Raw genomic sequence first — 25067 nt, forward strand, 5'->3', positions numbered from 1 at the left:
CGCGTGAAGCGCCACCTCGTCTCCGCCGCCGATCTCAGCCGCGACGACGCGCTGCTGATCCTGGACACCGCCGAGGAGCTGGCCCAGCTCTCCGGGCGGGCCGTCAAGAAGCTGCCCACGCTGCGCGGCCGCACCGTCGTCAACCTCTTCTTCGAGGACTCGACCCGCACCAAGACCTCCTTCGAGGCCGCGGAGAAGCGGCTCTCCGCCGACGTCATCAACTTCTCCGCCAAGGGCTCCTCGGTCTCCAAGGGCGAGAGCCTCAAGGACACCGCGCTCACCCTGCAGGCGATGGGCGCCGACGCCGTCGTCATCCGCCACCACGCCTCGGGCGCGCCGTCGAGGCTCGCCCAGTCCGACTGGCTGCACGGCAGCGTGATCAACGCCGGTGACGGCACCCACGAGCACCCCACCCAGGCGCTGCTCGACGCGTTCACCATGCGCCGCCACCTCAACCCGGGCCTGGGGCACGACCTGGCCGGGCGCCGGATCACCATCGTCGGCGACGTGCTGCACAGCCGGGTCGCCCGCTCCAACGTCCACCTGCTGACCACCCTCGGCGCCCACGTCACCTTCGTCGCCCCGCCGACGCTGCTGCCGATCGGCATCGAGAACTGGCCGTGCGACATCAGCTACGACCTGGAGAGCGTGCTCCCCAAGACGGACGCGCTGATGATGCTCCGGGTGCAGCGCGAGCGGATGAACGCCGCGTTCTTCCCCACCGAGCGCGAGTACAGCCGCCGCTACGGCCTCAACGGCACCCGGATGGCCCAGCTGCCCGAGCACGCCATCGTGATGCACCCCGGCCCGATGGTCCGCGGCATGGAGATCACCGCCGAGGTCGCCGACTCGCCGCGCTGCACCGTGGTCGAGCAGGTCGCCAACGGCGTCTCCGTCCGGATGGCCGTCCTGTACCTGCTGCTCGGCGGTGCCACCCCCGCCGACGCACCCCGCACCGACACCGTGGAGACCGCCCAGTGACGACCTACCTGATCCGCAACGCCCAGATCCTCGGCGGCGCCCCGCAGGACCTCCACCTGGCCGACGGCGTCATCAAGGCCATCGGCACCGGCCTGGCCGTCGAGGCCGACATCGAGATCGACGCCACCGGGCTGATCGCCCTGCCCGGCCTCGTCGACCTGCACACCCACCTGCGCGAGCCCGGCCGCGAGGACGCCGAGACCGTGCTCACCGGCACCCAGGCCGCGGCGATGGGCGGCTTCACCGCCGTGCACGCGATGGCCAACACCACCCCGGTGGCCGACACCGCGGGCGTCGTCGAGCAGGTCTGGCGGCTCGGCCAGGAGGCCGGCTACTGCGACGTGCAGCCGGTCGGCGCCGTCACCGTCGGCCTGGAGGGCAAGAAGCTCGCCGAGCTCGGTGCGATGCACGAGTCCGCGGCCGGCGTGCGGGTCTTCTCCGACGACGGCAAGTGCGTGGACGACGCGGTGCTGATGCGGCGCGCCCTGGAGTACGTCAAGGCCTTCGACGGCGTCGTCGCCCAGCACGCCCAGGAGCCGCGGTTGACCGAGGGCGCCCAGATGAACGAGGGCCAGGTCTCCGGCGAGCTCGGGCTCGGCGGCTGGCCGGCCGTCGCCGAGGAGTCGATCATCGCCCGCGACGTGCTGCTCGCCGCCCACGTCGGCTCCCGGCTGCACGTGTGCCACGTCTCCACCGCCGGCTCGGTCGAGATCATCCGCTGGGCCAAGGCCAAGGGCTGGGACGTCACCGCCGAGGTCACCCCGCACCACCTGCTGCTCACCGACGAGCTGGTCCGCTCCTACGACCCGGTGTACAAGGTGAACCCGCCGCTGCGCACCGCCGAGGACGTCCAGGCGCTGCGCAAGGCGCTCGCCGACGGCACCATCGACGCCGTCGCCACCGACCACGCGCCGCACCCGGCCGAGGACAAGGACTGCGAGTGGGCCGTCGCCGCGATGGGCATGGTCGGCCTGGAGACCGCCCTGTCGGTCGTGCAGCAGACCATGGTCGAGACCGGCCTGCTGAACTGGGAGGGCGTCGCCGACCGGATGTCGCACCGCCCGGCCCGGATCGGCCGTCTCACCGGCCAGGGCCGGTCCGTCTCGGTCGGTGAGCCGGCGAACCTGGTGCTGTTCGATCCCGCGTACCGTGGTGCCGTGAACCCGGACAGCTTCGCCACCCGCAGCCGCAACACCCCCTACAAGGGCCGTGACCTGCCCGGACGGGTGCACGCCACCTTCCTGCGCGGGCGCGCCACCGTGCTGGCCGGCGAGCTCGCCGAGCAGGGCGGCCTCGCGTGACCGCGCTGCTCCTCGCCCAGGAGCAGGCCAAGGTCACCAACTGGCCCGGGTACATCGGCTGGGCCGTCGGCCTGCTCGTGCTGATCGCCCTCGTGTACTGGCTGATGCGGCAGGGCTGGAACTGGCGGCGCACCCTCCAGTCCGGCATCCCGCCGCTGCCCGCCGTGCCGGACCGGGCCGGCCGGACCATCCTGGAGACCAGCGGCCGGTACCACGGCACCACCACCGCCGGGAACTGGCTCGACCGGGTCGTCGCGCACGGCCTGGGCAACCGCAGCCGGGCCGACCTCACCCTCGGCGAGGACGGCCTGCTGGTACGGCGCCCCGGCGACGTCGACCTCTGGATCCCGGCCGGGCTCCTGACCGGTGCCCGCACGGACTCCGGGATCGCCGGGAAGGTCGTTCCGGCCGGTCTGCTCGTCGTCACCTGGACGCACGGGGAGACCGAGCTGGACTCCGGCTTCCGGGCCGACCACCCCGATGAGCACGCCGCCTGGGTCGAGGCGGTCACTCACCTCGCAACACGTACGACGACGAAGACGGAAGAGGCTTCCCGATGACCGCACCTGCCCCCACCACGCAGCGCCAACGGCGGGAACGCGTCCCCGCCGTGCTCGTCCTGGAGGACGGCCGGACCTTCCGCGGCGAGGCCTACGGCGCGACCGGCGAGACCTTCGGCGAGGCGGTCTTCAACACCGGCATGTCCGGTTACCAGGAGACCCTGACCGACCCGTCGTACCACCGCCAGGTGGTCGTGATGACCGCCCCGCAGATCGGCAACACCGGCTGGAACGACGAGGACGACGAGTCCAAGCAGATCTGGGTCGCCGGCTACGTCGTGCGCGACCCCGCCCGGGTGGCCTCCAACTGGCGCTCCACCCGCTCGCTGGACGAGGAGCTGGTCCGCCAGGGCGTCGTCGGCATCAGCGGCATCGACACCCGGGCGCTGACCCGGCACCTGCGCGAGCGCGGCGCGATGCGCTGCGGCATCTTCTCCGGCGAGGCGCTGGCCGACCAGGCCGCCCTGCTCGCCCGGGTGCAGCAGTCGCCCGAGATGAAGGGCGCCGACCTGTGCGCCGAGGTGGCCACCACCGAGGCGTACGTCGTCCCGGCGATCGGCGAGAAGCGCTTCACCGTCGCCGCGCTGGACCTCGGCATCAAGGGGATGACCCCGCACCGGATGGCCGAGCGCGGCATCGAGGTGCACGTGCTGCCGGCCAACTCGACCCTGGAGGACCTCTACGCGGTCCGGCCGGACGGCGTCTTCTTCTCCAACGGCCCGGGTGACCCGGCCACCGCCGACCACCAGGTCGCCGTGGCGCAGGGCGTGCTGGAGCGCAGGACCCCGTTCTTCGGGATCTGCTTCGGCAACCAGATCCTCGGCCGCGCGCTGGGCTTCGGCACCTACAAGCTCAAGTACGGCCACCGCGGCATCAACCAGCCGGTGCAGGACCGCACCACCGGCAAGGTCGAGGTCACCGCGCACAACCACGGCTTCGCCGTGAACGCGCCGCTGGACAAGGTGAGCGAGACCCCCTACGGGCGGGTCGAGGTCTCCCACGTCTGCCTCAACGACGACGTGGTCGAGGGCCTCCAGGCACTGGACGTCCCCGCCTTCAGCGTGCAGTACCACCCCGAAGCAGCTGCCGGCCCGCACGACGCGGCCTACCTCTTCGACCGTTTCGTGAAGCTCATGGAGGGCCAGCGTGCCTAAGCGCACTGACATCAAGTCCGTCCTGGTGATCGGCTCCGGCCCGATCGTGATCGGCCAGGCCGCCGAGTTCGACTACTCGGGCACGCAGGCCTGCCGGGTCCTCAAGGCCGAGGGCCTGCGGGTCGTGCTGGTCAACTCCAACCCGGCCACGATCATGACCGACCCGGAGATCGCCGACGCCACCTACGTCGAGCCGATCACCCCGGAGTTCGTCGAGCGGATCATCGCCAAGGAGCGCCCCGACGCGCTGCTGCCGACCCTCGGCGGGCAGACCGCGCTCAACACCGCGATCGCGCTGGACGCCAACGGCGTGCTCGCCAAGTACAACGTCGAACTCATCGGCGCCAAGGTCGACTCGATCCACAAGGGCGAGGACCGCGAGCTCTTCAAGGGCGTCGTCGAGGCCGTCAACGCCAAGATCGGCCACGGCGAGTCCGCCCGCTCGGTCATCTGCCACACCATGGACGAGGTGCTCGCCGGCGTCGACACGCTCGGCGGCTACCCGGTCGTCGTCCGCCCCTCCTTCACCATGGGCGGCGCCGGCTCCGGCTTCGCCCACGACGAGGAGGACCTGCGCCGCATCGCCGGCCAGGGCCTGGCCCTCTCGCCGACCACCGAGGTGCTCCTGGAGGAGTCCATCCTCGGCTGGAAGGAGTACGAGCTGGAGCTGATGCGCGACAAGAACGACAACGTCGTGGTCGTCTGCTCCATCGAGAACTTCGACCCGATGGGCGTGCACACCGGTGACTCGATCACCGTCGCCCCGGCGATGACGCTCACCGACCGCGAGTACCAGATCCTGCGCGACGTCGGCATCGCCGTGATCCGCGAGGTCGGCGTGGACACCGGCGGCTGCAACATCCAGTTCGCCGTCAACCCCGACGACGGCCGGGTCATCGTCATCGAGATGAACCCGCGCGTCTCCCGCTCCTCGGCGCTCGCCTCCAAGGCCACCGGCTTCCCGATCGCCAAGATCGCCGCCAAGCTGGCCGTCGGGTACACCCTGGACGAGATCCCCAACGACATCACCGAGCAGACCCCGGCCTCCTTCGAGCCGACCCTCGACTACGTCGTGGTGAAGGTCCCGCGCTTCGCGTTCGAGAAGTTCCCGAGCGCCGACGCCACGCTGACCACCACCATGAAGTCGGTCGGCGAGGCCATGGCCATGGGCCGCAACTTCCCCGAGGCGCTGCAGAAGGCGCTGCGCTCGCTGGAGAAGAAGGGCTCCCAGTTCAGCTGGGTCGGCCCGGTGGGCGACAAGGCCGAGCTGCTGACCAAGGCGGTCGTGCCGACCGACGGCCGGATCAACACCGTCATGGAGGCGATCCGGGCCGGCGCCACCCCGGAGGAGGTCTTCGAGGCCACCAGGATCGACCCGTGGTTCGTCGACCAGCTCTTCCTGCTGGACGAGATCGCCGGTGAGCTGGCCGAGGCCGAGAAGCTCAACCCCGAGCTGCTGCGCCATGCCAAGCGGCACGGCTTCTCCGACCTGCAGATCGGCGAGATCCGCGGCCTGAAGGCGGACGTGGTCCGCGAGGTGCGGCACGCGCTCGGCATCCGCCCGGTGTTCAAGACCGTCGACACCTGCGCCGCCGAGTTCGCCGCCAGGACCCCGTACTTCTACTCGTCCTACGACGAGGAGAACGAGGTCGCCCCGCGCACCAAGCCCGCCGTGATCATCCTCGGCTCCGGCCCGAACCGCATCGGCCAGGGCATCGAGTTCGACTACTCCTGCGTGCACGCCTCCTTCGCGCTGGCCGACGCCGGGTACGAGACCGTGATGGTCAACTGCAACCCGGAGACCGTCTCCACCGACTACGACACCTCCGACCGGCTCTACTTCGAGCCGCTCACCCTGGAGGACGTGCTCGAGATCGTCCACGCCGAGCAGCAGGCCGGCCCGCTGGCCGGCGTGATCGTCCAGCTCGGCGGCCAGACCCCGCTCGGCCTGGCCCAGGCGCTCAAGGACAACGGCGTGCCGATCGTCGGCACCCAGCCCGAGGCGATCGACCTCGCCGAGGAGCGCGGTGCCTTCGGCCGCGTCCTGCGCGACGCCGGGCTGCCGGCCCCCAAGCACGGCACCGCCTTCTCCTTCGCGGAGGCCAAGGCGATCGCCGACGAGATCGGCTACCCGGTGCTCGCCCGCCCGTCCTACGTGCTCGGCGGCCGCGGCATGGAGATCGTCTACGACGAGGCCTCGCTCGCCTCCTACCTGGAGCGCCACGCCGGCCTGATCTCCGAGCACCCGGTGCTCATCGACCGCTTCCTCGACGACGCGGTGGAGATCGACGTCGACGCGCTCTTCGACGGCACCGAGCTGTACCTCGGCGGCGTCATGGAGCACATCGAGGAGGCCGGCATCCACTCCGGCGACTCCGCCTGCGCGCTGCCCCCGATCACCCTCGGCGGCTACGACATCAAGCGCCTGCGCACCTCCACCGAGGCCATCGCGCGCGGTGTCGGCGTCCGCGGTCTGATCAACATCCAGTTCGCGATGGCCGGCGACATCCTCTACGTGCTGGAGGCCAACCCGCGCGCCTCCCGGACCGTCCCGTTCACCTCCAAGGCGACGGCGGTGCCGCTGGCCAAGGCCGCCGCCCGGATCTCGCTCGGCGCCACCATCGCCGAGCTGCGCGCCGAGGGCCTGCTCCCGGCCGAGGGCGACGGCGGCACGCTGCCCGCCGACTGCCCGATCTCGGTCAAGGAGGCCGTGCTGCCCTGGAGCCGCTTCCGCGACGTCCACGGCCGCGGCGTGGACACCGTCCTCGGCCCGGAGATGCGCTCGACCGGTGAGGTCATGGGCATCGACAAGGTCTTCGGCACGGCCTACGCCAAGGCCCAGGCCGGCGCCTACGGCGCGCTGCCGACCAAGGGCAAGGTCTTCGTCTCGGTCGCCAACCGCGACAAGCGCAACCTGGTCTTCCCGGCCCGGGCGCTGGTCAGCCTCGGCTTCGAGGTGCTCGCCACGGCCGGCACCGCCGAGGTGCTGCAGCGCGGGGGCATCCCGTCCACGCTGGTGCGCAAGCACAGCGAGGGCGAGGGCCCGAACGGCGAGAAGACGATCGTCCAGCTGATCCACGACGGCGAGGTCGACCTGATCATCAACACGCCGTACGGCACCGGCGGCCGCCTCGACGGCTACGAGATCCGCACCGCCGCGGTCTCCCGCGGCGTGCCCTGCCTGACCACCATCCAGGCGATGGGCGCGGCCGTCCAGGGCATCGACCGGCTGCTGCGCGACGAGGTCGGCGTGATGTCGCTCCAGGAGCACGCCGAGCTGATCAACGCGGGCCGCAAGTAGCACCACCGCTGTGGGGGGCACCGACGCCAGACGGGTGCCCCCCACTTCCATGCCCTGATCCGGGTGCTCACGGCCGGATCCGGGCCCTGATCCGGGAGTTGGGTTTTGTACAAGCTGCTGTTCGACCTCGTCTTCAAGAAGATGGACCCCGAGAAGGCCCACCACCTCGCCTTCTTCTGGATCCGGCTCGCCTCCTCGGTGCCCGGCCTGCGCACGCTCGTCCGGCTGGTGCTCGCCCCGCGCGACCGCGCCCTGCACACCACCGCCCTCGGCCTCGACCTGCCGGGCCCGTTCGGCCTGGCGGCCGGCTTCGACAAGAACGGCGTAGGCATCGACGGCCTGGCCATGCTCGGCTTCGACTACGTCGAGATCGGCACCATCACCGGCGAGCCCCAGCCGGGCAACCCGACGCCCCGGCTGTTCCGCCTGGTCGAGGACCGCGCGCTGATCAACCGGATGGGCTTCAACAACCAGGGCTCGGCCCGGGTCGCCGCGCGCCTGGCCGCCCGCCCGCACACCAGCTCCACCCCGGTGATCGGCGTCAACATCGGCAAGACCAAGGTCGTCGAGGAGGCCGACGCCGTCGCCGACTACGTCAAGTCCACCGAGCGGCTCGCCAGGTACGCGGACTACCTGGTGGTCAACGTCAGCTCGCCGAACACCCCCGGCCTGCGCAACCTGCAGGCCGTGGACCACCTGCGCCCGCTGCTCGCCGCCGTCCGCGAGGCGGCCGACCGCACCACCGCGCACCACGTCCCGCTGCTGGTCAAGATCGCCCCCGACCTGGCCGACGAGGACGTCGACGCCGTCGCCGACCTCGCCCTCGAACTGGGCCTGGACGGCATCATCGCCACCAACACCACGATCGGGCGCGAGGGCCTGCGGGCCGACACCGCCCGGGTCGAGGAGATCGGCATGGGCGGCCTCTCCGGCGCCCCGCTCAAGGCCCGCGCCCTGGAGGTCCTCCAGCGGCTGCGCGCCCGCACCGGGGGCCGGCTGACGCTGGTCTCGGTCGGCGGCGTGGAGACCGCCGAGGACGCCTGGCAGCGGATCGTCCACGGCGCCGACCTCGTCCAGGGCTACAGCGCCTTCATCTACGAGGGCCCGTTCTGGTGCCGCCGGATCCACCGGGGCCTCTCCGCCCGGATCCGCGCCGCGGGCTTCCGCGACCTGGCCGCGGCCGTCGGCAGCGCCGTCGACGGCGCCGAGACCGCCTCCTGAACCCCCGTACCACCTTCGGAAAGGACGACATGACCCTCGCCCCGTTCGGCGCCCGGCTGCGCCAGGCGCTCGACACCCGCGGCCAGCTCTGCGTCGGCATCGACCCGCACGCCTCCCTGCTCGCCGCCTGGGGGCTCGGCGACGACCTCGCCGGCCTGGAGACCTTCAGCCGCACCGTCGTCGAGGCGCTCGCCGACCGGGTCGCCGTGCTCAAGCCGCAGGCGGCGTTCTTCGAGCGCTTCGGCAGCAAGGGCGTCGCGGTGCTGGAGAAGTCCGTCGAGGAGGCCCGGGCGGCCGGCGCGCTGGTCCTGATGGACGCCAAGCGCGGCGACATCGGCTCCACCATGGCCGCCTACGCGGAGGCCTTCCTGTCGCCCGCCAGCCCGCTGTTCTCGGACGCCGTCACGGTCAGCCCGTACCTGGGCTTCGGCTCGCTGCGCCCGGCGCTCGACCTGGCCCGCGCGCAGGGCTGCGGCGTGTTCGCGCTGGCGCTCACCTCCAACCCGGAGGGCGCCGAGGTGCAGCGCGCCGTCGGTGCGGACGGCGAGCCGGTCGCGGCCGCGGTGCTGCGCCAGCTGGCGGCCGAGAACGCGGGCGCCGCGCCGCTCGGCTCCTTCGGCGCCGTGGTCGGCGCCACGCTCGCCGACGCGGGCGTGGAGCTGGCCATCAACGGCCCGCTGCTGGCTCCCGGCATCGGCGCCCAGGGGGCCACCATGGCGGACCTGCCGCGGGTGTTCGGCGCCTCGGTGATCAACGTGGTGCCGAGCGTCAGCCGGGACGTGCTCAGGCACGGCCCCTCCGTGGCGGCCCTGCGGTCGGCGGCCGAGCGGTTCGTGGGCGAGTACGCGGACGCGGTGAAGTAGGCCCGGCCGGGCCCGCGGACGCGCCCCGGTAGCCGCCCGGTGACCCTGCGCAGTGTCCGCAGGACGGCGGGGCGGCGGGGCCGTTGACGTGAGCGCCGTCACATTGGCGGTGTCAAAGTTTCGCAATCGCGGTCATTTTGCCCTGGAAAGTCCTGGTCGGCCTTGGCTGACCAGGACTTTTCGTGTTCTTTTCCTGACGTGGCGCCGCAATACGGGTAGTGTCCGGCGATAGGTCATCGGAGAGCCGCGAACTCGTAGCTCCCGCAGGTCAAGGGCCCTGTGATTCCACTTGGGTTCGATCTGTGGACGGTGTCCTGGGAACCAAACCAGTCATAGCTCAATCCCTTCCTTCCACACCCTGAGGTGAACGGCGTGGCTCTTCCGCCCCTTACCCCTGAACAGCGCACCGCCGCGCTCGCCAAGGCCGCCGAGGCTCGCCGGGAGCGCGCCGAGGTCAAGAACCGGCTCAAGCACTCCGGCGCCTCCCTGCACGAGGTGATCAAGGCCGGCAAGGCCGACAACGACGTGATCGGCAAGATGAAGGTCTCGGCCCTGCTGGAGTCGCTTCCGGGCGTCGGCAAGGTCCGTGCCAAGCAGATCATGGAGCGCCTCGGCATCAGCGAGAGCCGTCGTGTCCGCGGCCTCGGCACGAACCAGATCGCCTCCCTGGAGCGGGAGTTCGGCGGCGGTGCCGCCTGACCGTGCCCCCGTGGTCCCGGGATCGTCCGCGATCCGGGATAATCGGTGCATGAGTGAGCGTCCGCGGCTGACCGTGCTCTCCGGCCCTTCGGGGGTCGGCAAGAGCACGGTCGTCGCTCATATGAGGAAGCAGCACCCCGAGGTCTGGCTCTCGGTGTCGGCGACGACCCGCCACCCGAGGCCGGGCGAGCAGAACGGGGTCCAGTACCACTTCGTCGACAACGACGAGTTCGACAAGCTGATCGCCAACGGCGAACTGCTGGAGTGGGCCGTCTTCGCCGGCAACCGCTACGGCACCCCGCGCTCGGCGGTGCTGGAGAAGCTGGAGCGCGGCGAGCCCGTCCTGCTGGAGATCGACCTGCAGGGCGCCCGCCAGGTCCGCGAGTCGATGCCCGAGGCGCAGCTGGTCTTCCTGGCCCCGCCGAGCTGGGACGAGCTGGTCCGCCGGCTGACCGGCCGGGGCACCGAGCCGCAGGACGTGATCGAGAAGCGGCTGGAGGCGGCGAAGGTCGAGCTCGCGGCCGAGCCCGAGTTCGACACGACCCTTGTCAACACCTCGGTCGAGCAGGTAGCGGCCGAACTGCTAGCCTTGCTCGGTGTAGCCTGACCTGTCTGTCTTTTCCACCCTTTCGGAAGGTTTTAGCGTGTCCTCTTCCATGACCGCGCCCGAGGGCATCATCAACCCGCCGATCGACGAGCTGCTCGAGGCCACCGACTCCAAGTACAGCCTCGTGATCTACGCCGCCAAGCGCGCGCGCCAGATCAACGCGTACTACTCCCAGCTCGGTGAGGGCCTGCTGGAGTACGTCGGCCCGCTGGTCGACACCCACGTCCACGAGAAGCCGCTGTCGATCGCGCTGCGCGAGATCAACGCGGGCATGCTGACCGCCGAGGCGATCGAGGCCGCCTGAGGCGGGTTCCGGAGCTCTCTGCTCGAAGGGTCCGGCGGAATCGTTTCCGCCGGGCCCTTCGGCGTGCCCGGGGGCCGTCGGTGCCGTGCCCGCGGGGGCCGGGGCCCGGTGCCGCCGGGGGTGCGGCGGGGTGCCGTGGTGTGGCGTGAAGGTGCCGGCGGGCTGTGCCGGGCACCACAGTGCGCGTCGCAGCTGAGGGGTCGTAGGGTGTGCACGTCCCAGGAGTGGAGGAGAGCGGGAGCATGAGCGCGACTTCGGATCCGGCCGGGGTGGAGGCGCCGCGCGTCGTCCTCGGCGTCAGCGGCGGCATCGCCGCCTACAAGGCGTGCGAGCTGCTCCGCAGGTTCACCGAGTCCGGCCACCAGGTCACCGTGGTGCCCACCGCGGCCGCGCTGCACTTCGTCGGCGAGGCCACCTGGGCCGCGCTGTCCGGCCGCCCGGCCGCCACCGAGACCTGGGAGCGCGTGCACGAGGTGCCGCACGTGCGGATCGGCCAGCAGGCCGACCTGGTCGTCGTCGCCCCCGCCACCGCGGACCTGATCGCCAAGGCCGCCCACGGCCTGGCCGACGACCTCCTCACCAACACCCTGCTCACCGCCCGCTGCCCGGTCGTGGTCGCGCCCGCCATGCACACCGAGATGTGGGAGCACCCGGCCACCCGGGAGAACGTCGCCACGCTGCGGCGCCGCGGCGTGATCGTGCTGGAGCCGGCCGTCGGGCGGCTCACCGGCAAGGACACCGGCAAGGGGCGGCTGCCCGAGCCGTCCGCGATCTTCGACGCCTGCCGGTCGGTGCTGCGCCGCGGCGGCGCGGTGCCGACCGACCTGGCCGGCCGGCACGTGGTGGTCTCGGCCGGTGGCACCCGCGAGCCGCTGGACCCGGTGCGCTTCCTCGGCAACCGCTCCTCCGGCAAGCAGGGCTACGCGCTCGCCGTGACGGCAGCGGCGCGCGGGGCGCGCGTGACGTTGGTCTCGGCCAACGCGGAGCTGCCCGACCCGGCCGGGGTCGACGTGGTGCACGTGTCGACCGCGCTGGAACTGCGGGAGGCGGCGCTGAAGGCGGCCGGGGACGCGGACGCCGTGGTCATGGCCGCGGCCGTGGCGGACTTCCGGCCCGCCGAGTACGCCACCGGCAAGATCAAGAAGGTCGAGGGGGTCGAGCCGGCGCCCGTCGCCCTCGTCCGCAATCCCGACGTCCTGGCCGAGCTGTCGGCGCACCGCCCCCGTTCGGGCCAACTGGTCGTGGGTTTCGCGGCGGAGACCGACGACGTGCTCGCGAACGGCCGCGCCAAGCTCGCCCGCAAGGGCTGCGACCTCCTCGTCGTCAACGAGGTGGGCAACGGCAAGGCCTTCGGCACGGACGTCAACGAGGCCGTGGTTCTGGGCTCGGACGGCAGTGAGACGCCCGTTCCGGTCGGTCCGAAGGAGGCCCTCGCGGACGTCGTCTGGGACCTCGTCGCGCGGCGGCTGGAAACCGGCGGGAGCCGATTGAGCCCTGCTTGAGAACGGTCTTGATTTGTGGAAGCGGGTGACGTTCCGCAGAACCGGCCCGTTACACTCCAGGAATCAAGTCTTTCCGGAAGTCCCCGGTCACCGGGGGCCTTCAGTCAGCAGCCGCTGCAACCCCAGGGAGCGCTGTGTCTCGCCGCCTGTTCACCTCGGAGTCCGTCACCGAGGGCCACCCCGACAAGATCGCTGACCAGATCAGCGACACCATCCTTGACGCTCTCCTGCGGGAGGACCCGACCTCCCGGGTCGCCGTGGAGACGCTGATCACCACCGGCCAGGTGCACGTGGCCGGCGAGGTGACCACCAAGGCGTACGCGCCGATCGCCCAGCTCGTCCGGGACAAGATCCTGGAGATCGGCTACGACAGCTCCAAGAAGGGCTTCGACGGCGCCTCCTGCGGCGTCTCGGTGTCCATCGGGGCCCAGTCGCCCGACATCGCCCAGGGCGTCGACACGGCGTACGAGGCTCGGGTCGAGGGCGACGAGGACGACCTGGACAAGCAGGGTGCCGGCGACCAGGGCCTGATGTTCGGCTACGCGTCCGACGAGACGCCCGAGCTCATGCCGCTGCCGATCACCCTGGCGCACCGCCTCTCCCGCCGGCTGACCGAGGTCCGCAAGAACGGGACCATCCCGTACCTGCGGCCCGACGGCAAGACCCAGGTCACCATCGAGTACGACGGCGACAAGGCCGTCCGCCTCGACACCGTGGTGGTCTCCACCCAGCACGCCAGTGACATCGACCTGGAGTCGCTGCTCACCCCGGACATCCGCGAGTTCGTGGTCGAGCCGGAGCTGAAGGCGCTGGCCGAGCAGGGCATCAAGCTCGTCACCGAGGACTACCGCCTGCTGGTCAACCCGACCGGCCGCTTCGAGATCGGCGGCCCGATGGGCGACGCCGGCCTCACCGGCCGCAAGATCATCATCGACACCTACGGCGGCATGGCCCGCCACGGTGGCGGCGCCTTCTCCGGCAAGGACCCGTCCAAGGTCGACCGCTCGGCCGCGTACGCGATGCGCTGGGTGGCGAAGAACATCGTCGCCGCCGGCCTCGCCCGCCGCGCCGAGGTGCAGGTCGCGTACGCGATCGGCAAGGCCGAGCCGGTCGGTCTCTTCGTCGAGACCTTCGGCACCGAGTCCGTGCCCGTGCTGTCCATCCAGAAGGCCGTCAGCGAGGTCTTCGACCTGCGTCCCGCCGCGATCATCCGCGACCTGGACCTGCTGCGCCCGATCTACTCCCAGACCGCCGCGTACGGCCACTTCGGCCGTGAGCTGCCGGACTTCACCTGGGAGCGCACCGACCGGGTCGAGCAGCTGAAGGCCGCCGTCCAGGACTGACCCCGCGCTCGCGAAAGGCGGCGCCCGCCCCGACCGGGGCGGGCGCCGCCTTTCGTGCGCACTGTCGGTGTGACCTGGTAGTACTTGGGAGCGATGAGCAGCACAGGGGAGAACGGGGCCGCCGAGCCGGAGCAGCTGGCGTTCATCCGGGAGACGGTCAAGCGGGCCAAGCCCCGGACGTGGCGCGGCGCCAAGCGCGCCGAGCACCTGCCGGTGGCCCGGGTCGTGGTGGACAAGGGCGTGCTCACCATCGACAAGTTCTTCGACTACGAGGTGCCGGCCGCGATGGCCGAGGAGGCCCGGCCCGGCGTCCGGGTCCGGGTGCGCTTCGGCGCGCGCGTGGTCAAGGGCCAGCGCGAGGGCGGCGAACTGCACGACGGCTTCATCGTCGCCCGGCTGGAGAAGAGCGACTTCCCCGGCCCGCTCGCGCCGCTCGCCCAGGTCCTCTCGCCCGAGCCCGTGCTCACCCCGCACCTCCTCCGGCTCTGCCGGACCGTCGCCGACCGCTACGCCGGCACCCTCGCCGACGTCCTCCAGCTGGCCGTCCCGCCGCGGCACGCCAAGGCCGAGGCCGAACCCTCGCCGCCCCCGCTGCCGCGCCCGCCCGCCCCCGCCCCCGGCGGCTGGCAGCGCTACCCGGCCGGTCCCGACTTCCTCGCCTCGCTCGCCGCCGGCGGCTCGCCGCGCGCCGTCTGGGCGGCGCTGCCCGGCCCCGGCTGGCCGTACGAGATCGCCCGGGCCGTGGCGGCGACGCTCTCCGGCGGGCGCGGCGCGCTCGTCGTGCTGCCCGAGGGGCGGTCCGTCGCCCGGGTCGACCGGGCGCTGACCGAGCTGCTCGGGCCGGGCCGGCACGTCGCGCTGGAGGCCGACCTCGGCCCGCGCGAACGGTACCGGCGCTGGCTCGCGGTGAGCCGCGGCTCGGTGCACGCCGTGATCGGCACCCGCGCCACCATGTTCGCGCCGGTGCGCGACCTCGGCCTGGTCGTCGTCTGGTCCGACGGCGACAACAGCCACAGCGACCCGCGCGCCCCGCACCCGCACGTGCGCGAGGTCGCCCTGCTGCGCGCCGCGGAGGAGGGCGCGGCCGTGCTGCTCGGTGGTCACGCCGTCACGGTGGAGGGCGCGCAGCTGGTCAGCACCGGCTGGGCCCGCCCGCTCGCCGCCGACCGGGAGACCGTGCGGCGGGCCGCACCGAGGGTGCGGACCGTCACGGACCAGGACCAGCACCGCGACGCCGCCGCCCAGGCCGCCCGACTGCCCTCGGTGGCCTGGGAGGCCGCCCGGGAGGCCCTGGCCGCCGGGCACCCGGTGCTCATCCAGGTGCCCCGGCGCGGCTACGTGCCCCGGCTGGCCTGCGGCCGGTGCCGGACCCCGGCCCGCTGCCGGCGCTGCGAGGGCCCGCTGGAGGCTCCCTCCGCCGACGAGGCGCTGAGCTGCGGCTGGTGCGGGCAGGCGGAGACGGAGTGGCACTGCCCCGAGTGCGGCTCGTTCCGGCTGCGGGCCCAGGTGATCGGCGCCCGGCGCACCGCGGAGGAGCTCGGCAAGGCCTTCCCACGGGTCCCGGTGCGCACCTCCGGGCGGGACGCCGTCCTGGCCACCGTCGCCGACGAGCCCTCGCTGGTGATCTCCACCCCCGGCGCGGAGCCGGTCGTCGAGGGCGGCACCGGGTACGGCGCCGCGCTGCTGCTGGACGGCTGGGCCCTGCTGAGCCGGCCCGACCTGCGCGCGGGGGAGGAGACGCTGCGGCTCTGGCTGGCGGCCGCCGCACTGGTCCGGCCCGCCGAGGAGGGCGGGACGGTCGTCGTGGTCGCCGAGCCCTCGGCCCGGCCGGTGCAGGCGCTGGTCCGCTGGGACCCGCTCGGGCACGCCGGGCTGGAGCGCGACGAACGGGCACAGCTGCACTTCCCGCCGGTGTCGCGGATGGCCTCGGTGAGCGGGAGCCCGGCGGCGGTGGCCGACCTGCTGGGGCTGATCCGGCTGCCGTCGGAGGCGGACGTCCTCGGGCCGGTGCCGGCGCCGGCGCTGCGGGGGGAGGAGCAGGAACGCGCTCTATTGCGGGTGCCGCCCGGGCAGGGGGCGGCGCTGGCGGCGGCGCTCAAGGCGGCGCAGATCGCGCGGATCGCGCTGCGGACGCCGGAGGCGGTGCGGGTGCGGGTGGACCCGACCGACATCGGGTAGCCGTGGCGGGGGCGGGGTGCCGGCCTGGGGCGCGCGGCCGGGGTGTGCCGGCCGGGGGTACGGGGGCCGGGGTGCCGGCCGGGGACGCGCTGGGGTGCGGGCCGTGGCGGGGGCGAGGGGCAGGCGCGAGGGGCGGGGTGAGTGGGCCACCCCGCCCCGGGTGGCCCGGGCCGGAAGGGTCAGCCGCGCAGCGGGATGCCGGTGCGGTCGACCGGGGCGCGGTCCGGCGCGGTGCGGTCCCCGGTGGTGCGCTCCAGCGCGCTGCGCTCGAGGGCGGTGCGCTCCAGGGCGTTGCGTTCGAGGGCGGTGCGGTCCAGCCCGCCCTGGCGGGCCGCCGGGACGGTGGCGGCCAGGCCGCCGGACGGCGCCGCCGGCAGCTCCTCGGAACGGTCCGGGCGGCCCGGGCCCGGGACGGCGCCGCTGGCGGCGAGGAGTTCGCTGGTGGGGCGGCGCATCCCGTACCGGCGGTGCACCGCCTGCTTGGTGACCCCGAGGGCCGAGCCCACCGAGTCCCAGGAGAAGCCCAGCGCCCGGTCGAACTCGACCGCCGCCGCCACCAGGGTCTCCACGCTCTCCCGCAGTTCCTGCGCCAGCCGCACCGTCGGCGCGGGCGCCCGCCCGTACACCACGAAGCCGGCCGAGGTGCTCGGGCGGCGCGGCCGGTAGACGTTGCCCAGTTGGGCGGTGAGCGTCCGCAGCGCGTCGACCTGCCGCCTCACCCGCTCGATGTCCCGCACCAGCAGGTGAAGGCTCGCCCGCGCCCGGGCGTCGTGGTTGATCTGCTCGGCCATGGCCTACGTGCCACCTTCCGTACGGTTCGGCTCGGCCGGGGCGCGGTGTCCCGTGCGCCCCGACCCCGGTCAATCTCACTTGACCAACGCCGGAGCGGGGGCCGGGGTAACGCCGCGCGACAGACTCGGGATATGCCAGTAGCCGGTGCCGGGGGTGCGGGAGGGGTGCGCGGCGGGTGCGTCCGCGGGGTCGGGGGCGCGGGCGGAGGCCCCCGCGCGTTGCATAGACTTGGCGGGACCCCAATGCTGCGGATTTCTACGGACAGGAGCCCGTTCCTCGTGGCGATCCAGCCGATCCGTCTCTTCGGAGACCCCGTCCTGCGGGCCACCGCACAGCCGGTGACCACCTTCGACAAGGAACTGCGCACCCTCGTCCGGGACCTCACCGACACCATGCTCGACGCCCCCGGCGCCGGCCTCGCCGCGCCCCAACTCGGCGTCTCCCTGAGGGTGTTCACCTACCACGTGGACGGCGTGACCGGGCACCTGGTCAACCCGGACCTGTCGCTCACCGAGGAGGAGCAGGACGGCCCCGAGGGCTGCCTGTCCCTGCCCGGCCTGCGCTACGACACCAAGCGCGCGTACGGCGTCGTCGCCAAGGGCTTCACCATGTACGGCGACCCGGTCACCCTGGAGGGCACCCGGCTGCTCGCCCGCTGCATCCAGCACGAGACCGACCACCTCGACGGCATCGTCTTCATCGACCGGCTCGACCGCGAGCAGCGCAAGGCCGCCCTGAAGGCGATCCGGGACACCGACTGGGGCGGCGGCCCCGCCCCCGTCGTCAAGGTCTCCCCGCACAGCACCTTCGGCTCCGCGCGCTGACTCCGGCGTCGTCCGCTCCCCCTCTGCAGAAAGGCACTTGATGCGCCTCGTGTTCGCCGGCACCCCCGAGGTCGCCGTTCCCGCCCTGGACGCCCTGCTCGCCTCCGACCGGCACGAGGTCGTCGCGGTGGTCACCCGCCCCGACGCCCCCGCCGGCCGCGGCCGCAAGCTCGTCGCCAGCCCCGTCGCCCAGCGCGCCGAGGAGGCCGGGATCGAGGTCCTCAAGCCGGCGAAGCCGAGCGACCCGGACTTCGTCGCCCGGCTCACCGAACTCGCCCCCGACTGCTGCCCGGTGGTCGCCTACGGCGCACTGCTGCGCCCCGGCACGCTGGAGATCCCCGAGCACGGCTGGGTCAACCTGCACTTCTCGCTGCTGCCCGCCTGGCGCGGCGCGGCGCCCGTCCAGCACGCGGTGCTGGCCGGCGACGAGGTCACCGGCGCGTCCACCTTCCTGATCGAGCAGGGCCTGGACTCCGGCCCGGTCTACGGCGTGATCACCGAGGAGGTCCGCCCCACCGACACCAGCGGCGAACTCCTCACCCGGCTCTCGTTGTCCGGTGCGCGGCTGCTCGCGGCCACCATGGACGGCATCGCGGACGGCTCGCTGCACGCCGTCCCGCAGCCGGCCGAGGGGATCACCCTCGCGCCGAAGATCACCGTCGAGGACGCGCGGATCGAGTGGGCCCACCCCGCGCTGCGGATCGACCGGGTGGTGCGCGGCTGCGCCCCCGCGCCGGGCGCCTGGACGGAGTTCCGCGGCGAGCGCCTGAAGGTCACCGGTCCGGTCCGGCTGCTGCCGGAGTCGGCCGACCTGGCGCCCGGCGAGCTGGCCGTGGTGGGCAAGAACAGCGTGCGGGTCGGCACCGGCAGCCACGACGTCGAGCTCGGCGAGGTCCGCCCGCAGGGCAAGAAGGCGATGCGGGCGGCGGACTGGGCGCGCGGCGCGCGGCTGGAGTCCGGCGAGCGCTTCGCAGCCGGGGCCTGATCCGGCCGGGCTGGCGCTTTGGCGTTACTGTTCGTGGACCGGACCGTTCGGTCCACGAGGACCAGGACGGCGGCAGCCCGACAGCAGCACCCCTGAACGACCAGTACCCGATAGCCACCGCAGCACCTTGAGGCACCGATGACCACTCCCAGCGCCAACCGCGCCCCCCGCCCGCACCGCCGCCCGAAGAAGGACCCGGCCCGGATCGTCGCGTTCCGCGCGCTGCGTGCCGTCGACGAGCGCGACGCCTACGCCAACCTGATCCTGCCGTCGCTGCTGCGCGAGGCCGAGCAGAAGGGCATGGACCGGCGCGACGCCGCCCTCGCCACCGAGCTCGTCTACGGAACCCTGCGGCTGCAGGGCACCTACGACGCGGTCATCGCCGCCTGCATCGACCGGCCGCTCAGCAAGGTCGACCCGCCGGTGCTGGACGTCCTCTCGCTCGGCGCCCACCAGCTGCTCACCACCCGCATCCCCAGCCACGCGGCCGTCTCGGCCACCGTCGAGCTGGCCCGGGTGGTGCTCGGCGACGGCAAGGCCAAGTTCGTCAACGCCGTCCTGCGCCGGATCAGCGCCCACGACCTGGACACCTGGATCGAGCAGGTCGCCCCGCCGTACGACCGGGACGCCGAGGACCACCTCGCCGTCGTCCACTCGCACCCGCGCTGGGTCGTCTCGGCCCTCTGGGACTCGCTCGGGCGCTGGCAGCCCGACGCGTCCGGGCGCACCGCGATCGAGGAGCTGCTGCGGGCCGACAACGAGCGGCCCGAGGTGACGCTCGTCGCCCGGCCCGGCCGGGCCACCGTCGGCGAACTGGCCGACGCGCTGCCCGAGGCGCTGCCCGGCCGGTGGTCCCCGGTCGCCCTGCGGCTCGCCGAGGGCGGTGACCCGGGCGCGCTGACCGCCGTGCAGGAGAACCGCGCCGGCGTCCAGGACGAGGGCAGCCAGCTCGTCGCCCTCGCCCTCGCGAACGCGCCGCTGGACGGCCCCGACCGACTCTGGCTCGACGGCTGCGCCGGCCCCGGCGGCAAGGCCGCGCTGCTCGGCGCCCTCGCCGCCGAACGCGGCGCCGGGCTGGTCGCCAGCGAGAAGCAGCCGCACCGGGCGCGCCTGGTGGCGCGGGCCCTCGACGGCAACCCCGGGCCCTACACCGTGATCGCCGCGGACGGCACCCGCCCGGCCTGGCGCTCCGGCGGCTTCGACCGGGTGCTGGTCGACGTGCCCTGCTCCGGCCTGGGCGCGCTGCGCCGCCGGCCGGAGGCGCGCTGGCGGCGCCGCCCGGCCGACGTCGCGGCCTTCGGCCCGCTCCAGCGGGACCTGCTGCGCTCGGCGGTCGAGGCCACCCGGATCGGCGGCGTGGTCGGCTACGCGACCTGCTCGCCGCACCTCGCCGAGACCCGGGCCGTCGTCGACGACGTGCTGCGCGCCGAGGGCGGCCGTGTCGAGTGGATCGACGCCCGCCCGCTGCTCCCCGGTGTCCCGGCGCTCGGGGACGGGCCGGACGTGCAGCTCTGGCCGCACCTGCACGGGACGGACGCGATGTACCTGGCGCTGCTGCGGCGGACCGCCTGACCCGGTAGCGGCGGCCGACCCCTCCCGGCGGGGAGGGGCGGCGTGCCGTCCCGGTGCGTGTCGGCGGAGGCGGAGCTTCCGGCGCCGCCGTCGACGGTCGGCGGGTGGCCGACAGGTGCTCAACGGGTTCGTGGCGCCGGGGAGTTCGGCAGTCGCACCGGAGCGGTCGGCGCGGGCCGACACGCCCGGGGCCGGCCCGGCCGCCGGTCCGTGCCGGCGGCCGTCACGGCCGGCGCGGCGGGTCGTCCCGCAGGCCGGCGAGGAAGGCGCGGGCCTGGGCGCGCAGCTGGTCGACCGGCGGGTCCTCGCAGATCACCTCCAGGCCGAGCGCGGCACCGTGACCCCGGTGGTAGTAGGACTGGTAGGCGAGGTACGGGCGGTGGTCGTCGGTGGGGTCGAGCCCGACGGCGAAGGTCGCGTAGTGGGTGTGCTCGCCCTCGGAGCCGTCGGACTCCGAACGGGAGAGGTGCCATTCGCACTCGTACGGCTCGGGGTCGGCGGGCAGGTCCAGCAGGGCCTGGGCGAGCCGGCGGACCTCGTCCCGGTCCGTGAAGGGGAGCGACTCGGACCAGTGCGGTGCGGCGGCGACCAGCTCCCAGCCGTCGTCGTGATGGCTGACGGTCAGTGCCCACTCGCCGTCCTGGTCCTGCCAGAGGCAACTGAGGATCGGATCCACGGCGGTCAACCTCCCTGTGGTGCCCGGCTGTTCGGCTCCCCTCATCGTGGCACACCGGGTCGGCGGAGGCTCCGGGGCCCGGCTGAGGGCGGGCCTGCTGTGCTCGCCCCGGCGCCTGCCGGGAGCCGGCGCGGCGTCAGTCGGCGGCCGGGGCGGTGTGCCAGGGGCGGTCGGCGCGGGTGGGGCGGGCGGCGGCCGTGAGGCGCAGGGCGTAGACCTCCCGGTCGGTGGCCGGGTGGGGGACCGGGCCGAGGTAGTCGTGGCCGGTCAGGTGGCACCAGGCGGGCAGGTCGAGCGGGGCGGCGGGGTCCGTGGTGTGGATGTGGACCACCGCGCCGGCCGGCAGGTCCGCGATCCGGGCGCGCAGGCGCAGCAGCAGTTGGACGCAGAGCAGGCCGGTGCCGTCGACGGTCAGGTCGGGGGTGGTGGTGTCGGGCGCCTGGGGCATCGTCCCGTCCTTCCTGGTGCTGGTGCTGGTGTGGGTGGCGCGGGTGATGTTCATGGTGTGGGTGGAGCTCGTGGTGCGGGTTCAGCCTAGGTCGGGGGGCGGCCGGGGCGTTGGTCGGGGGCGGTGCCGCCGAGGCGGGTGAGCAGGGTGGAGAGCCGGCCCAGGTCGTCGGCGCCCCACTGGTCGGCCGTGAACAGGTCGGCGGCGGTCCGGTGGGCGGTGTACAGCATCTCGGCGAGCCGTTCGCGTCCGGTGGGCGTCAGTGCGGCGTAGGCGACCCGGGCGTCGCGCGCCGCCGCCTCCCGGGAGACCAGGCCGATCCGTTCCAGGGGTGCCAGCCCGCGGGTGACGCCGGAGGCGGTGAGGCCGAGGGCCTCGGCGAGGTCGACGCGGCGCATCCGGCCGCCGGGGGCGGCGCCGAGGTGCAGCAGCAGGGTGAAGTCGGAGAGGCTCACGCCGTGCAGGCCGCTGAGGGTGGCGTCGAAGCGCCTGATCACGGCGGCCTGGGCTCGGACGAGGCGCAGGGCGGTGTCGAGCGGGTCCGGCCGGGTGGGGTCGCACGGTGCGGGGCCCGGGTCGGGCTGAGCTGGGTCGGGCGGGTTGGCCTGCGGGGTCATCATTGCTACCTCCTTGACTGCTCAAGCATATCGCCGTGCTCGGCCGTCAAGGAGGTAGCGGAGGGGGGAGGGGGTCAGTCGGCCCGGGCGGCACGGCGCTGCCGCTTGCCGAGCGGAGCCTGGGAGAGGTCCTCCGCCAGCGAGCGCAGGTTCTTGTAGCCGTAGCCGCGCGTGGTCAGCCACTCCTGCGCCGCCAGCTCGGCGCGCTCGGTGGCCGCCAGGACGTCCTCCTCCGCCTCGCCCGAGTCCAGGAAACGGAAGGTGAAGGCGGTGCGGGCGGCGAGGTCGTAACTGAGGTGGCCCTCGGGGGTGAAGGCGGCGCGCAGCACGTCGTGCTCGGGCGCCCGGGCGAGGAGCTCGGCACGCTGCTCGGCGCTGAGGCCGTCGAAGACGCCGCGCACCGTGATGCGGAAGGTTCGAGTGGTCATCCCCCGACCATAGGCGGCCCGGCCGCCCGGTCGCCAACACGATTCCGGGGTGCGGACGTGCGCGGCCGGGCGGGCGCGACGCGCGGCGGGGCGCTGCCCGGCCGGGCACCCGGTGGACGGGGCGCGGTTACGAACAGGCCGCCGGGAGATCGCGGTTACGAACGGGCCGCCGGAAGACGGGTGCAGACGGTGCCCGGAGCGGGCGGGGCCGGTTCGGCGTCGAGCGCGGCGAGGCTGAAGGAGGTGGTGATGGCGCTGATGTCGGCCGCCTCGCGGATCAGGTAGTGGTTGGCGCCGGGTGCCTCGTACCGGGCGAGGTCCGCGCTGACGGGCCGGGCCCGGAGGGCGTACTCGAGCGACTGGACGGCGTTGGCGGCGCTGCGGTCACCGGTGCCGTGGACGATCAGGACGCGGCGGCCGGCGAGCTGTTCGACCGGGTCGCCGCTCGGCAGCCAGGGGGCGATTCCGGCGACCCCGACGACGTTGCGGTGGCCGGCGCACCAGAAGGCGGCGCGTCCGCCGAGGGAGTTGCCGACGAGGACGACGGGGACGTCGCCGTAGCGGCGGGCGAGTTCGTCCAGAGCCCAGCGGGTGTCCACGGCGGTGTCGGCGTCGGCGCCGTTCCAGCCGCTGTAGCGGTAGCGCAGGAGGTGGACGGCGATCCCGTGCGGGCGGCCGCGGGCGGTGAGTTCGGCCGCGAGGTCGCGCAGTCCCAGCTCGGCGACCTTCAGGGGGCCGCGCCGGCTGCGCAGGAAGCCGCCGGGCAGGAGCAGGACGACGCCGGTGACCCGGCCGGTCGCGCCGTCGCCTCCTGGTGGCGGGGTCAGCTGGGCGGCGCGCGGCCGTCGTGCTCGGAACACTCGATCCCTCCCTGGTGCGTACCCGCGGATTCTACGGTTCCGCGGGCGGGTCGTGGTGGTCGGGCGGGGACCGCCGGACCCGGCCGGTGACGCGGGTGCGGGCCACCGTGACCGGGCCCGGCGCGCGCCGGGCGGCGAGGTCCGGGTGTCCACGGCGTCGACCCGAGTCGCCGGAGCGGGCGAGCCCGACGACGGTGTCCCCGCCGGTGCGGCTCGCCTGGTGCGGGTGAGCCGTGCGTGCGCCCGGCCGGCCGGGCGCACGCCGCCCCGGCGCGGGTGGTCGGCGCGGGTGGTCGGGGCGGGTGGCTGGGGCGGCCGCGGTCAGGCCCGGCCGCCCTGCTCCTGTTCGCCGTCGGCCGCCTTCCGGCCGGGGAGCAGCCGGGACAGGTTGCGGCGCTGGGCCCCGGGCGGCGGGGCGATCGCGTGCCGGGGCTCCGGGGAGGGCCCGAGCCCGGCCTTGGCGGCCGCGTCGGCGAGGAAGTCGGAGGCCTGCCGGCGGGCGTTGTCGACGCTGCGGCGCAGGCTGTCGGCGTCGGCGCGCAGCTTGTCGGTCTGACGGCGCAGCAGGTCGGTGCGCTGCTCCGCCTCGGAGAGCTGCTTGAGGCTGGCGGCGGCCCGGGCGGCGGCCTCGCGTTCGATCTCCTCGCCGCGGCGCTGCGCGTCGGCGATGATCTGCCGCGCGGTGGCCTCGCCGCGGGCCCGGACGGCGGCGATGTCCTGCTCCGCCTCGAGGCGCTGCCGGGCGATGCCGGCCTCGAACTGGAGGGCGGCCTGGGCGGCTTGGTCACGGGTCTGCGCGAACAGCCGGTCGGCCTCCTGGCGGCGGGCCAGGACGTACGGGTCCTCCTGGGCGGCGGGGACGTCCCGGACGGTGGCGTGGTGGCCGGCCGGGGTCCGTCCGGCCTGCTCGGCGATGTGCAGCAGGCGGTCGGCGACCTGGTCGGCGTGCGGGGGGCGTCGTCCGGGGTCCTTGGCGAGCAGCTCCAGGACGAGGGCGTCGACCTCGGCGGGGAGTCCGGGCCGCAGGGTGCCGGGCGCGGGCGGGTGGACCTCGCCGTGCTGGCGGATCAGTTCGTACAGGGTGCCGCGGAAGGGGGTGCGGCCGGTGAGGAGCTCGTACAGCAGGCAGCCGAAGGCGTAGAGGTCGGAGCGGGCGTCGAGGCCGCCGCCGTCGAAGCGTTCGGGGGCCATGTAGGCGGGGGTGCCGACGATGACGTTGGTGCTGGTCAGGCCGTCGTCGGCGGCGCCGACCCGGGCGATGCCGAAGTCGACGACCTTGACCGCCCCCGAGGACTGGATCATCACGTTGGCCGGCTTGACGTCGCGGTGGACGACGCCGGCCCGGTGGGCGGTGGCGAGCGCCTGGGAGATCTCGACGGCCCAGGCGAGCGCCTGGTGCAGCGGCAGTGGCCCCTCGCCGAGGTGGCGGCTGAGCGGGGCGCCGTCGAGCAGTTCCATGACCAGGAAGTACAGCGGCCGGCCCGATCCGTCGTGCTGGCCGAAGTCGTGCACGGTGACGATCGACGGGTGGTTGAGCGCGCCGGCGGTGGCGACCTCGCGGACGAACCGGGCGGCGTCCTTCGGGGTGTTGCCGGTGCCCGGGAGCATCACCTTGACGGCGACGAGTCGTTGGATCCGCGCGTCGCGCGCCTTCCAGACCGCGCCGAACGCGCCCTCGCCGATCTGCTCGACCAGTTCGTACCGTCCGTCCAGTACGTCGCCAGGCTGCATCCCCCGCCCCTTTCACGCCCCGGTGCCGCGCCCCGGCCCCGGTTCAACCTACCGCCCCGCGGGGGCGGGCCGTCACCGGTGCCGGGCCCTCGGAGCAGGGCCGGGGCCCGGTCCGGCGCG

23 protein-coding genes are annotated in these 25067 nt (G+C 73.9%); 16 read left to right on the forward strand and 7 right to left on the reverse strand.

Annotated features, from left to right (window positions below):
* Window positions 1-3: 3 nt before the first annotated feature.
* The 13 genes from ACIRS1_RS10705 (at window position 4) to ACIRS1_RS10765 (ending at window position 16014) form a co-directional block, all read left to right on the forward strand.
* A complete protein-coding gene (locus tag ACIRS1_RS10705; RefSeq protein WP_360214350.1) occupies window positions 4-981 on the forward strand; it encodes an aspartate carbamoyltransferase catalytic subunit in 978 nt (325 codons plus the stop codon).
* Window positions 978-2282, forward strand: a complete 1305-nt coding sequence (locus ACIRS1_RS10710; RefSeq protein WP_402838405.1) for a dihydroorotase — start codon at window positions 978-980, stop codon at window positions 2280-2282. The genes ACIRS1_RS10705 and ACIRS1_RS10710 overlap by 4 nt, the downstream gene beginning before the upstream one ends.
* On the forward strand, window positions 2279-2842 hold the full coding sequence (locus tag ACIRS1_RS10715) for a hypothetical protein (protein WP_402838407.1): 564 nt from the start codon (window positions 2279-2281) through the stop codon (window positions 2840-2842). Before ACIRS1_RS10710 ends, ACIRS1_RS10715 begins: the two co-directional genes overlap by 4 nt.
* On the forward strand, window positions 2839-3996 hold the full coding sequence (gene carA, locus ACIRS1_RS10720; protein ID WP_360214344.1) for a glutamine-hydrolyzing carbamoyl-phosphate synthase small subunit: 1158 nt from the start codon (window positions 2839-2841) through the stop codon (window positions 3994-3996). The genes ACIRS1_RS10715 and carA overlap by 4 nt, the downstream gene beginning before the upstream one ends.
* Entirely contained in the window at window positions 3989-7297 is a 3309-nt protein-coding gene (carB, locus tag ACIRS1_RS10725) for a carbamoyl-phosphate synthase large subunit (protein ID WP_360214342.1), read from the forward strand. The genes carA and carB overlap by 8 nt, the downstream gene beginning before the upstream one ends.
* 105 nt (window positions 7298-7402) lie before the next feature.
* Window positions 7403-8518 (forward strand): quinone-dependent dihydroorotate dehydrogenase, encoded by a 1116-nt coding sequence (locus tag ACIRS1_RS10730; protein ID WP_402838410.1) that lies wholly within the window; start codon window positions 7403-7405, stop codon window positions 8516-8518.
* Between the two features lie 29 nt (window positions 8519-8547).
* On the forward strand, window positions 8548-9381 hold the full coding sequence (gene pyrF / locus ACIRS1_RS10735) for an orotidine-5'-phosphate decarboxylase (RefSeq protein WP_360214338.1): 834 nt from the start codon (window positions 8548-8550) through the stop codon (window positions 9379-9381).
* A 372-nt stretch (window positions 9382-9753) separates the two neighbouring features.
* Complete coding sequence (gene mihF, locus ACIRS1_RS10740) at window positions 9754-10080, forward strand: integration host factor, actinobacterial type (RefSeq protein WP_030056187.1); 327 nt, start codon at window positions 9754-9756, stop codon at window positions 10078-10080.
* A gap of 49 nt (window positions 10081-10129) precedes the next feature.
* Window positions 10130-10687 (forward strand): guanylate kinase, encoded by a 558-nt coding sequence (gene gmk, locus ACIRS1_RS10745; protein ID WP_350601852.1) that lies wholly within the window; start codon window positions 10130-10132, stop codon window positions 10685-10687.
* A 37-nt stretch (window positions 10688-10724) separates the two neighbouring features.
* Window positions 10725-10991, forward strand: coding sequence for a DNA-directed RNA polymerase subunit omega (gene rpoZ / locus ACIRS1_RS10750; protein WP_030240625.1), 267 nt, complete (start codon window positions 10725-10727; stop codon window positions 10989-10991).
* Window positions 10992-11233: 242 nt separating this feature from the next.
* Window positions 11234-12493, forward strand: coding sequence for a bifunctional phosphopantothenoylcysteine decarboxylase/phosphopantothenate--cysteine ligase CoaBC (gene coaBC, locus ACIRS1_RS10755; RefSeq protein ID WP_360214336.1), 1260 nt, complete (start codon window positions 11234-11236; stop codon window positions 12491-12493).
* Between the two features lie 134 nt (window positions 12494-12627).
* Window positions 12628-13836, forward strand: a complete 1209-nt coding sequence (metK, locus tag ACIRS1_RS10760; protein WP_402838413.1) for a methionine adenosyltransferase — start codon at window positions 12628-12630, stop codon at window positions 13834-13836.
* A 93-nt stretch (window positions 13837-13929) separates the two neighbouring features.
* On the forward strand, window positions 13930-16014 hold the full coding sequence (locus ACIRS1_RS10765; RefSeq protein WP_402838415.1) for a primosomal protein N': 2085 nt from the start codon (window positions 13930-13932) through the stop codon (window positions 16012-16014).
* A gap of 179 nt (window positions 16015-16193) precedes the next feature.
* Here ACIRS1_RS10765 and ACIRS1_RS10770 read toward each other — a convergent pair whose 3' ends face one another.
* Entirely contained in the window at window positions 16194-16805 is a 612-nt protein-coding gene (locus ACIRS1_RS10770; RefSeq protein ID WP_402838417.1) for a hypothetical protein, read from the reverse strand.
* 279 nt (window positions 16806-17084) lie between these two features.
* Here ACIRS1_RS10770 and def point away from each other — a divergent pair, with 279 nt between their 5' ends.
* From def to ACIRS1_RS10785, 3 genes are all read left to right on the forward strand, one after another.
* On the forward strand, window positions 17085-17630 hold the full coding sequence (gene def / locus ACIRS1_RS10775; RefSeq protein WP_402838418.1) for a peptide deformylase: 546 nt from the start codon (window positions 17085-17087) through the stop codon (window positions 17628-17630).
* 40 nt (window positions 17631-17670) lie between these two features.
* A complete protein-coding gene (fmt, locus tag ACIRS1_RS10780) occupies window positions 17671-18615 on the forward strand; it encodes a methionyl-tRNA formyltransferase (RefSeq protein WP_402838420.1) in 945 nt (314 codons plus the stop codon).
* Window positions 18616-18753: 138 nt separating this feature from the next.
* On the forward strand, window positions 18754-20187 hold the full coding sequence (locus ACIRS1_RS10785) for an RsmB/NOP family class I SAM-dependent RNA methyltransferase (RefSeq protein ID WP_402838422.1): 1434 nt from the start codon (window positions 18754-18756) through the stop codon (window positions 20185-20187).
* A 223-nt stretch (window positions 20188-20410) separates the two neighbouring features.
* Here ACIRS1_RS10785 and ACIRS1_RS10790 read toward each other — a convergent pair whose 3' ends face one another.
* From ACIRS1_RS10790 to ACIRS1_RS10815, 6 genes are all read right to left on the reverse strand, one after another.
* Window positions 20411-20863, reverse strand: coding sequence for a hypothetical protein (locus tag ACIRS1_RS10790; RefSeq protein ID WP_360214322.1), 453 nt, complete (start codon window positions 20861-20863; stop codon window positions 20411-20413).
* 136 nt (window positions 20864-20999) lie between these two features.
* Window positions 21000-21365: a sulfurtransferase TusA family protein gene (locus ACIRS1_RS10795; protein ID WP_402838425.1), complete on the reverse strand. Its 366-nt coding sequence runs from the start codon at window positions 21363-21365 to the stop codon at window positions 21000-21002.
* Between the two features lie 32 nt (window positions 21366-21397).
* Window positions 21398-21931, reverse strand: a complete 534-nt coding sequence (locus ACIRS1_RS10800) for a MarR family winged helix-turn-helix transcriptional regulator (RefSeq protein ID WP_402838427.1) — start codon at window positions 21929-21931, stop codon at window positions 21398-21400.
* Between the two features lie 71 nt (window positions 21932-22002).
* Window positions 22003-22356 carry a DUF6204 family protein gene (locus ACIRS1_RS10805; protein ID WP_360214316.1) on the reverse strand — a complete coding sequence of 118 codons (354 nt, stop codon included), beginning with the start codon at window positions 22354-22356 and terminating at the stop codon, window positions 22003-22005.
* A gap of 155 nt (window positions 22357-22511) precedes the next feature.
* Window positions 22512-23216 carry an alpha/beta hydrolase gene (locus tag ACIRS1_RS10810; protein ID WP_360214314.1) on the reverse strand — a complete coding sequence of 235 codons (705 nt, stop codon included), beginning with the start codon at window positions 23214-23216 and terminating at the stop codon, window positions 22512-22514.
* A gap of 321 nt (window positions 23217-23537) precedes the next feature.
* Entirely contained in the window at window positions 23538-24947 is a 1410-nt protein-coding gene (locus ACIRS1_RS10815) for a serine/threonine-protein kinase (RefSeq protein WP_402838429.1), read from the reverse strand.
* Between the last annotated feature and the right edge of the window lie 120 nt (window positions 24948-25067).

Source organism: Kitasatospora sp. NPDC101176 (assembly GCF_044768035.1).
In the GTDB taxonomy this organism is placed as follows: domain Bacteria; phylum Actinomycetota; class Actinomycetes; order Streptomycetales; family Streptomycetaceae; genus Kitasatospora.